General features: G+C 73.7%; 7 protein-coding genes. 6 read left to right on the forward strand and 1 reads right to left on the reverse strand.

What is annotated here, in order from left to right:
• Positions 1-12 precede the first annotated feature (12 nt).
• Positions 13-4,824, reverse strand: coding sequence for an ATP-dependent helicase (locus tag ACWEQO_RS33160; protein WP_452986284.1), 4,812 nt, complete (start codon positions 4,822-4,824; stop codon positions 13-15).
• 144 nt (positions 4,825-4,968) lie between these two features.
• Here ACWEQO_RS33160 and ACWEQO_RS33165 point away from each other — a divergent pair, with 144 nt between their 5' ends.
• From ACWEQO_RS33165 to recA, 6 genes are all read left to right on the forward strand, one after another.
• Positions 4,969-5,970 carry an AraC family transcriptional regulator gene (locus tag ACWEQO_RS33165; RefSeq protein WP_361461844.1) on the forward strand — a complete coding sequence of 334 codons (1,002 nt, stop codon included), beginning with the start codon at positions 4,969-4,971 and terminating at the stop codon, positions 5,968-5,970.
• Positions 5,922-6,620, forward strand: a complete 699-nt coding sequence (locus ACWEQO_RS33170; RefSeq protein WP_361461860.1) for an AzlC family ABC transporter permease — start codon at positions 5,922-5,924, stop codon at positions 6,618-6,620. The genes ACWEQO_RS33165 and ACWEQO_RS33170 overlap by 49 nt, the downstream gene beginning before the upstream one ends.
• A complete protein-coding gene (locus ACWEQO_RS33175) occupies positions 6,617-6,925 on the forward strand; it encodes an AzlD domain-containing protein (RefSeq protein ID WP_452986285.1) in 309 nt (102 codons plus the stop codon). Before ACWEQO_RS33170 ends, ACWEQO_RS33175 begins: the two co-directional genes overlap by 4 nt.
• A gap of 78 nt (positions 6,926-7,003) precedes the next feature.
• Positions 7,004-7,198, forward strand: a complete 195-nt coding sequence (locus ACWEQO_RS33180) for a DUF3046 domain-containing protein (RefSeq protein ID WP_361461849.1) — start codon at positions 7,004-7,006, stop codon at positions 7,196-7,198.
• Between the two features lie 59 nt (positions 7,199-7,257).
• Complete coding sequence (locus ACWEQO_RS33185; RefSeq protein WP_452986286.1) at positions 7,258-8,562, forward strand: AI-2E family transporter; 1,305 nt, start codon at positions 7,258-7,260, stop codon at positions 8,560-8,562.
• 249 nt (positions 8,563-8,811) lie between these two features.
• Positions 8,812-9,446 (forward strand): recombinase RecA (gene recA, locus ACWEQO_RS33190; RefSeq protein WP_452986287.1); only part of this gene is annotated, 635 nt, incomplete at its 3' end.

Raw genomic sequence — 9,446 nt, forward strand, 5'->3', positions numbered from 1 at the left:
CAGGCCCGCTGGTCAGGGGCGCAGGCGCAGGCCTCGGGGGGTGGCGACGAAGCCCGCGGCCTCCAGAAGCGCCCCGAGCGGGGACGTCAGGGCGGGAGCGCCGTTGAGCCGCTCCACCGTGACCGTGCCGAGGGAGCCCGCGCGCGCGGCCGCCGCGAGCGCTTCCGCCGCGGCCGGGAGGCGGGGATCGGCGGCGGGCTCCCCGCCCGGGTCCGCGGGCCAGGCCAGTACCGTCTTGCCGCCGCGCTCCACGTAGAGCGTCAGTTCGCCGTCGACGAGCACCACCAGCGAGCCCGCCTTGCGGCCGGGCTTGTGCCCGGCGCCCGTCGGGGGCTCGGGCCAGCCCAGCGCGGCACCGTACGCGTTCGCGGGATCGGCGGCGGCCAGGACGAGGGTGCGCAGGGCGGGGTCCGGGCCGGTGCGGCGGCCCGCGAAGGGGCCGTACGGGGGGCGCCCCCCGGGCTGCCGGAGACCGGGAACGGAGTCGCCGTCGAGGAGGCCGGAGATGCCCGGGTCCATGCCGCCCCGGTCCGGGCCGTCCGGGTCCGGGCCGTCCGGGTCCGGGCCGGGAAGGGTCTCCCCCCGCTCGCGGGCGTTGGCCGCCGCGCGGAGGCGGTCCACGGCGCCGTCCATGGCGAACTGGGCGGCTCCCAGACCTTCGACCACGTAGCCGCGCCTGGCCTGCCCGGTCTCCTCGAAGGCGGACAGGACGCGGTAGACCGCGGAGAAACCGCCCTCGACGCCCTCCGCCGAGACGGCGCCCCGGGTCACCACGCCGTGCCGGTCGAGCAGGGTGCGGGCCAGTGCGTGGGCGCGGATCGTGGGGTCGGCCTCCCGGCCCGGGAGCAGCGACCAGCGTCCGGCGACGGTCGGTGGGCCGGTGCGGGAGGTACCGCGGGCTGCTGCCGTGAGCGAGCCGTAGCGGCCGCGCGGCACCGGGCGCTTCGCTCGGTGGGCGGTCGAACCCGCGGTACGGCCCGAGCCCAGCAGGGAGCGCAGGGGAGCGAGGGTGTCGTTGGTCAGCAGGCCGGACCAGACCAGGTCCCAGAGGGCGTCGGCCAGCTGGGGATCGGTGGCCTCGGGGTGGGTGGTGGCGCGGACCTGGTCGGCGATCTGGCGGAAGAACAGGCCGTAGCCGCCGGCGAGGGCGTCCAGCACCGACCGGTGCAGGGCGGTCGTCTCCAGAGGCTGGGCGGGCGGCAGGAGCAGCGGGGCCGCGTCCGCGAGGTACAGGGAGACCCAGCCGTCCTTTCCCGGGAGGGAACCGGCACCGGCCCACACCACCTCTCCGGAAGCCGTGAGCTCGTCCAGCATCGCGGGGGAGTAGTGCGCGACCCGGGAAGGCAGGACCAGCTTCTCCAGGGCGGACGCGGGCACGGACGCTCCCTGCAACTGCTCGACGGCGCGCACCAGGCCGTCGACGCCGCGCAGCGTGTGCCCCTTGCCGATGTGCTGCCACCGGGGGAGGAACTGGGCGAGCGCGGCCGGCGGCGCCGGCTCCAGCTCGTGCCGCAGGGCGGCCAGCGAACGGCGGCGCAGCCGCCGCAGCACGGTCGCGTCGCACCACTCCTGGCCGATCCCGGCCGGGTGGAACTCGCCCTGGACGACCCTGCCCGCCGCCGAGAGCCGCTGCAGGGCGCCCTCGGTGACCGCCGTGCCCAGCCCGAAGCGGGCCGCGGCGGTGGCCGACGTGAACGGGCCGTGGGTCCGGGCGTACCGTGCGAGGAGGTCGCCCAGCGGGTCCTTGACCGGTTCGGTGAACGCCTCCGGCACACCGACCGGCAGCGCCGTGCCCAGCGCGTCGCGCAGTCGTCCGGCGTCCTCGACCGCCGCCCAGTGCTCGGTGCCGGCGACGCGGACCCGGATCGCGCGGCGGGCCGCGACCAGCTCCTGAGCCCACCCCGGCTCGGCGCCCCGCTCCGCCAGCTCGGTCCCGGTGAGCGGGCCGAGCACGCGCAGCAGGTCGGCCACGCCCTCCACGTCCTTGACCCGCCGGTCCTCGGTGAGCCACTGCAGCTCGCGCTCCAGCTCGGCCAGCACCTCGGCGTCGAGCAGCTCGCGCAGCTCCGCCCGGCCGAGCAGCTCGGCCAGCAGCCGCGAGTCCAGCGACAGGGCCGCCGCGCGGCGCTCGGCGAGCGGGGAGTCGCCCTCGTACAGGAACTGGGCGACGTACCCGAACAGGAGCGAGCGGGCGAAAGGAGACGGCTCGGGGGTGGTGACCTCGACGAGCCGCACCCTGCGGGACTCCAGATCGCCCATCAGCTCGACGAGCCCGGGGACGTCGAAGACGTCCTGGAGACACTCGCGGACGGCCTCCAGGACGATCGGGAACGAGCCGAACTCGCCCGCCACCTGGAGCAGCTGGGAGGCACGCTGACGCTGCTGCCACAGCGGGGTGCGCTTGCCGGGGTTGCGGCGCGGCAGCAGCAGCGCACGGGCGGCGCACTCGCGGAAGCGGGACGCGAACAGCGCCGAGCCGCCCACCTGGTCGGTGACGACCTGGTCGACCTCCCCCTTGTCGAAGACCACGTCCGCCGCGCCCAGCGGCGCCCGGTCCGCGTCGTACTCGGCGCCCGTGCCCACCGGCTCCTGGTCGAGCAGGTCCAGACCCATCAGGTCGGCGTCCGGCAGGCGCAGCACGATGCCGTCGTCGGCGTGCATCACCTGGGCGTCCATGCCGTACCGCTCGAAGAGGCGGGCACCGAGCGCGAGAGCCCACGGGGCGTGCACCTGGGCCCCGAACGGGGAGTGCACCACGACCCGCCAGTCACCGAGCTCGTCCCGGAAACGCTCCACGACGATCGTGCGGTCGTCCGGGACGTGACCGCATGCCTGGCGCTGTTCTTCGAGGTAGGACAGCACGTTGTCGGCGGCCCGGGCGTCCAGCCCGGCGGCCAGGAGCCGCGGCCGCGCCTCCCGCGGGGACAGCGAGCCGACCTCCCGCAGGAACGCGCCCACCGCGCGGCCCAGCTCCAGCGGGCGGCCCAGCTGGTCCCCCTTCCAGAACGGGAGCCGCCCCGGCACGCCCGGGGCCGGAGAGACCAGCACCCGGTCGCGGGTGATGTCCTCGATGCGCCAGGAGGTGGTGCCGAGCGTGAAGACGTCGCCGACCCGGGACTCGTAGACCATCTCCTCGTCGAGTTCGCCGACCCGTCCGCCGCCCTTCTTGGGGTCGGCGCCCGCGAGGAACACCCCGAACAGGCCCCGGTCGGGGATCGTGCCCCCGGAGGTGACGGCGAGACGCTGTGCGCCGGGGCGGCCGGTGATCTCGCCCGTGACCCGGTCCCACACCACGCGCGGGCGCAGCTCCGCGAACGCGTCGGACGGATAGCGGCCGGCGAGCATGTCCAGCACGCCGGTGAAGGCCGACTCGGGCAGCGAGGCGAAGGGGGCCGCCCGGCGCACCAGGGCCAGCAGATCGTCGAACCGCCAGGTGTCCATGGCCGTCATCGCGACGATCTGCTGCGCCAGCACGTCCAGCGGGTTCGCGGGGACCCGCAGCGACTCGATGGCGCCGGTCCGCATCCGCTCGGTGACCACGGCGGCCTGGACGAGGTCGCCCCGGTACTTCGGGAACACCACGCCCGTGGAGACCGCCCCCACCTGGTGGCCCGCGCGGCCGACGCGCTGGAGCCCCGAGGCCACCGACGGCGGCGACTCGACCTGGACCACCAGGTCGACCGCGCCCATGTCGATGCCCAGCTCCAGGCTGGAGGTGGCGACCACCGCGGGCAGCCGGCCCGCCTTGAGATCCTCCTCCACCAGGGCCCGTTGCTCCTTGGACACCGAGCCGTGGTGCGCGCGGGCGATGACGGCGGGCGCGCCCTGTGCGGCCCCGGAGCCGCCCATGAGCTCGGCCGGGGAGTGGTGCTCGCCCAGCGGTTCCCCGGTGGCCCGCTCGTAGGCGATCTCGTTGAGCCGGTTGCACAGGCGCTCCGCGAGCCGGCGGGAGTTCGCGAACACGATCGTCGAACGGTGGGACTGGACCAGGTCGGCGATCCGCTCCTCGACGTGCGGCCAGATCGACGGGCGCTCCGCCCCCTCCGACGCGTCGGCCACCGGGGAGCCTCCCAGCTCCCCCAGATCCTCGACCGGGACCACGACGGAGAGGTCGAACTCCTTGCCGGCCTCGGGCTGGACGATCTCCACCCTGCCGCGCGGGGACAGGAAACGGGCGATCTCGTCGGCCGGGCGGACCGTCGCCGACAGCCCGATGCGGCGGGCCGGTCGGGGCAGCAGTTCGTCCAGCCGCTCCAGGGAGAGTCCGAGGTGCGCCCCGCGCTTGGTGCCGGCGACCGCGTGCACCTCGTCCAGGATCACCGTCTCCACGCCCGTCAGCGCGTCCCGCGCGGCCGACGTCAGCATCAGGAACAGGGACTCCGGAGTGGTGATGAGGATGTCCGGCGGGCGGGTCGACAGGGCCCGGCGCTCGGCGGGCGGGGTGTCACCGGAGCGGATCCCGACCCTGATATCGGGCTCGGGCAGCCCCAGGCGCACGGCCTCCTGGCGGATACCGGTCAGCGGGCTGCGGAGGTTGCGCTCGACGTCGACGGCCAGGGCCTTCAGCGGGGAGACGTACAGGACGCGGCAGCGCTTCCGGTGGTCCGCGGGCGGGGGCGCGGCGGCCAGCTGGTCCAGGGCCGCGAGGAACGCGGCCAGCGTCTTGCCGGAGCCGGTCGGGGCGACGACCAGCACGTCGGACCCCTTCCGGATGGCCCGCCAGGCGCCTGCCTGGGCCGCGGTGGGCGCGGAGAACGCCCCCGTGAACCAGCCGCGGGTCGCGGCGGAGAAGCCGTCCAGGGCTCGGTGCGCGGTGCTGACCATGCGTCCATCCTGCACCCGGGCACTGACAACGGGCCTGAGCAGGCCGGACGTGGGCATCCGGTCCGTTCGGCCTCCGCCCGCCGGGGCCGGGCGGGGCCCGACGGCTCCGGGCGGGGCCGGTTCGGGACGGGCGACAATGGCCTCATGGCGGAACAGGGCAAGGAACGGGCGCGGCACTGGCAGTACGCCGACCTGCCCGGTGTCGATCTGCTCCGGGCCCGCTACATCCACAAGACGTTCGTACGGCACACCCACGAGCACTTCGTGATAGCCGCCATCTCCGACGGCGTGGAGGTCTTCCACCACGGTGGCGGCGACCAGTACGCGGGGGCCGGGGCACTGGCGCTGGTGAACCCGGACACCCCGCACACCGGACGTGCCGGGGTGCCGGAGGGGTGGCGGTACGGCGCGGTGTACCCGTCGCCCGAGGTGGTCGCGGCGATCGCCGCGGAGACCACCGCACTGCGCGGCGCCCCGGGCTTCGTACGGCCGGTGCTCGACGATCCGTACGCCGTCCGCCTGGTGCACCAGGTACTGCGGGCCACCGACGAGGGCAACGCGCTCGCCGCCGACACACTGCTGCGGGTCGCCGTGACCCGGCTGCTGAGGCTGAACGGCGGCTCGCTGCCCCGGCGCGAGGTACGCACGGCCGGCGCCCGGACCGCCGCACGCGCGCGTGCCCTGCTGGAGGAGCGGATGGCCGCCCCGCCGACGCTGGAGCAGCTGGCCGAGGAGCTGGGCACCAGCCCGTTCGCGCTGCTGCGGGCCTTCCGGGACACCTACGGAATGCCGCCGCACGCCTGGCTCACCGACGCACGGGTACGGCGGGCACGCCGGTTGCTGGACGCCGGGACCGTACCGTCGGAGGCCGCCGTCGTGGTCGGATTCACCGACCAGCCGCACCTGAACCGGCACTTCGGCCGGATCGTGGGAGTGCCGCCGGGCGCCTACCAGCGCGAGCGCAAGAACGTACAAGACATCCGAAGAGCGCTCCACGTACCGTCCGGAGTGTGGCAACAGAACAGACAACACCCGCGGACGTCCGGGACGGGGACGCCCGCGGAGAAAAACCGGACGGCGCCGTCGTCCGGGACGCCCTGGGCGTCGGGACAGCCGTCGGACTCTCCGGATTCGCCTTCGGGGTGACCGCGGCCGGCAGCGGGCTCACGGTGCTCCAGGCGTGTGTGCTCAGCCTTCTCGTGTTCACCGGGGCGTCCCAGTTCGCGCTGGTGGGGGCGCTCGCCGCCGGCGGGAGCCCGTTCACGGCCGCCGCCGGGGCGTTCTTCCTGGGGGTGCGCAACGCCTTCTACGGGCTGCGCCTGTCCCAGGTGCTGGCCCTCCCGCGCGCGGTACGGCCGTTCGCGGCCCAGTGGGTCATCGACGAGACGGCCGCGGTCTCCCTGGCCCAGCCCACCCGGCGCAGCGCGCGGATCGGTTTCCTGGTGACCGGGCTCAGCCTGTACGTCCTGTGGAACCTCACCACGCTGCTCGGCGTGCTGGGCGCCGAGGCCATCGGGGACACCGGCGCGTGGGGCCTGGACGCGGCCGGCCCCGCGGTCTTCCTGGCCCTGCTCGCGCCGATGCTGCGCACCGGCACCGAACGGGCGGTCGCCGGGCTCGCCGTCCTGCTGGGACTCGGCCTGCTGCCGGTCCTGCCCGCCGGCATGCCGGTCCTGGTGGCCGCGCTCGCGGCACCGGCGGTCCTGTGGGCACAGGGCCGCCGCAGGGGCACACCGCGCGGTGACGCACCGCACGGCGACGTACCGCGCGGTGTCGCGCCGAGGGAGGACCGTTGAACATCTGGATCGCGATCGGTGTGACCGTCCTCGGGTGCTACGCCGTCAAGCTGGCCGGGCTGCTGGTCCCCGCGGGTGTCCTCGAACGGCCGCTGGTCAGGCGTCTGGCCGCGCTGCTGCCCGTCGCCCTGCTCGCGGCCCTCACGGCCCAGCAGACCTTCGCCGACGGACAGACGCTGGTGCTGGACGCGCGGGCGGTGGGACTCGCCGCCGCCGCCGTGGCGCTGATGCTGCGCGCCCCGTTCCTGGTCGTCGTCGGGGCGGCCGTGGTGGTCACGGCGGGGGTCCGGGCCCTGGGCGGCTGAGAACCGGCGCCGGGGCGCACGGTGGTGTCGGCAGGCGTCCCGGCCCGGGCCCGCACTCCCGGGCGGGATACTGAGGGCATGCGGTTGACGGTCTTCTGGGAACGGATGGCGGAGTACTTCGGCACGGGTTACGCCGACACCTTCGCGCGCGATCACGTCATGTCGGAACTCGGCGGGCGCACCGTGCACGAGGCACTGAGCGCCGGCTGGGACGCCAAGGACGTCTGGCAGGTGATCTGCGCGGTGATGGACGTGCCGCGGGAAAAGCGCTGATCGTCACAGAGACGGCCACAGGGCGGACGGCTGCCGGTGGCGTACGCCAAACTTACTCCGTGGCACCCATAGACGAGACCGGGCAGGCGGCCCGGCACCCCTCGGCGCCCGGCGCGCCGCCGCCCCCCGGTCCGTCGGGCCCCGCTGCCCCGTCCGGCGCCCGCATGCCGCGCTGGCTGCCGCGTGCCATGGTGCTCGCGCTCGCACTGATCGCGCTGTTCCAGCTGGGCAGCTGGGCCTTCCACGAACTCACCGGGCTGCTGATCAACATCCTGATCGCGTTCTTCCTGGCACTCGCCGTCGAGCCCGCGGTGAGCTGGATGGCCGCGCGGGGGGTGCGCCGAGGGCTGGGCACCTTCCTGGTCTTCCTGGGAGTGCTGGTCGTGGCGGCGGGCTTCGTCACGCTGCTCGGATCCATGCTCGCGGGACAGATCATCAAGATCGTCGAGGATTTCCCGGAGTACCTCGACTCCGTCATCAACTGGGTCAACACCCACTTCCGCACCGAACTGCGCCGGGTGGACATCCAGGAGGGCCTGCTCCGCTCCGACTGGCTGCGCAACTACGTGCAGAACAGCGCCACCGGTGTCCTGGACGTTTCCGCCCAGGTGCTCGGAGGCCTCTTCCAACTGCTGACCATCGGGCTGTTCTCGTTCTACTTCGCCGCCGACGGTCCGCGGCTGCGGCGAGCCGTCTGTTCCGTACTGCCGCCCGCGCGCCAGGCCGAGGTGCTGCGCGCGTGGGAGATCGCCGTGAACAAGACCGGCGGCTACCTGTACTCGCGCGGGCTGATGGCGCTGGTCTCCGGACTGGCCCACTACGTACTGCTGGAGATACTCGAGGTGCCCTACGCGCCCGTGCTCGCCGTGTGGGTGGGCCTGGTGTCGCAGTTCATCCCCACCATCGGCACGTATCTGGCGGGCGCCCTGCCCATGCTGATCGCCTTCACGGTCGATCCCTGGTACGCGCTGTGGGTGCTGATCTTCGTGGTGATCTACCAGCAGTTCGAGAACTACGTACTGCAGCCCAAGCTGACCGCGAGGACCGTCGACATCCATCCGGCGGTCGCCTTCGGCTCGGTCGTCATGGGCACCGCCCTGCTCGGTGCCGTCGGCGCGTTGATAGCCATTCCCGCGGTCGCCACCCTCCAGGCGTTCCTGGGCGCGTACGTGAAGCGCTACGACGTCACGGACGACCCCCGGGTGCACGGCCACCACCGCCCCGGCGACCGGGGGAGCCTCGTCGCCCGCGCCCGACGCCTCCGGGACCTCCGACAGGGGACGACACCGTCCCGGAGCGGGGACACCGGGAACACCGGGAGTGCCGAGGGCGCCGGGGACACCGGGGACACCAGGGACACCTGAGCGACGGCGGAGCCGTTGCCGGTGGGTGAACCCTTTGTGCGGGTGCCGCGTGGTGCGCTTGACACCAAAATCGAACATCTATTCTCATGGGTGTGCCGATGAGGTCTGACGGCGGGTGCTATGGCCCGGTTCGTGCGGGAAAGCGCCCCAGTTGTCCACAGGGCGGAGGTGCGCCGGGGCGCGTTGTCAGTGGCAGGCGCTAGCGTCGTCGACGTGAAGCGATCGAACCAAGCAAATCGGGTGGAACCCATGGCAGGAACCGACCGCGAGAAGGCGCTCGACGCCGCGCTCGCACAGATTGAACGGCAATTCGGCAAGGGCGCGGTCATGCGCATGGGCGACCGGACGAACGAGCCCATCGAGGTCATCCCCACCGGGTCGACCGCACTCGACGTGGCCCTCGGCGTCGGCGGTCTGCCCCGCGGGCGGGTGGTGGAGATCTACGGTCCGGAGTCCTCCGGCAAGACCACCCTGACCCTGCACGCGGTGGCCAACGCGCAGAAGGCCGGCGGCCAGGTCGCCTTCGTGGACGCGGAGCACGCCCTGGACCCCGAGTACGCGAAGAAGCTCGGCGTCGACATCGACAACCTGATCCTGTCCCAGCCGGACAACGGCGAGCAGGCGCTGGAGATCGTGGACATGCTGGTCCGCTCCGGCGCCCTCGACCTCATCGTGATCGACTCCGTGGCGGCGCTGGTGCCGCGGGCGGAGATCGAGGGCGAGATGGGCGACAGCCACGTCGGCCTCCAGGCCCGGCTGATGAGCCAGGCGCTGCGGAAGATCACCAGTGCGCTCAACCAGTCGAAGACCACGGCGATCTTCATCAACCAGCTGCGCGAGAAGATCGGGGTGATGTTCGGCTCCCCGGAGACCACCACCGGTGG

The sequence above is a fragment of the Streptomyces sp. NPDC004051 genome (assembly GCF_053604275.1).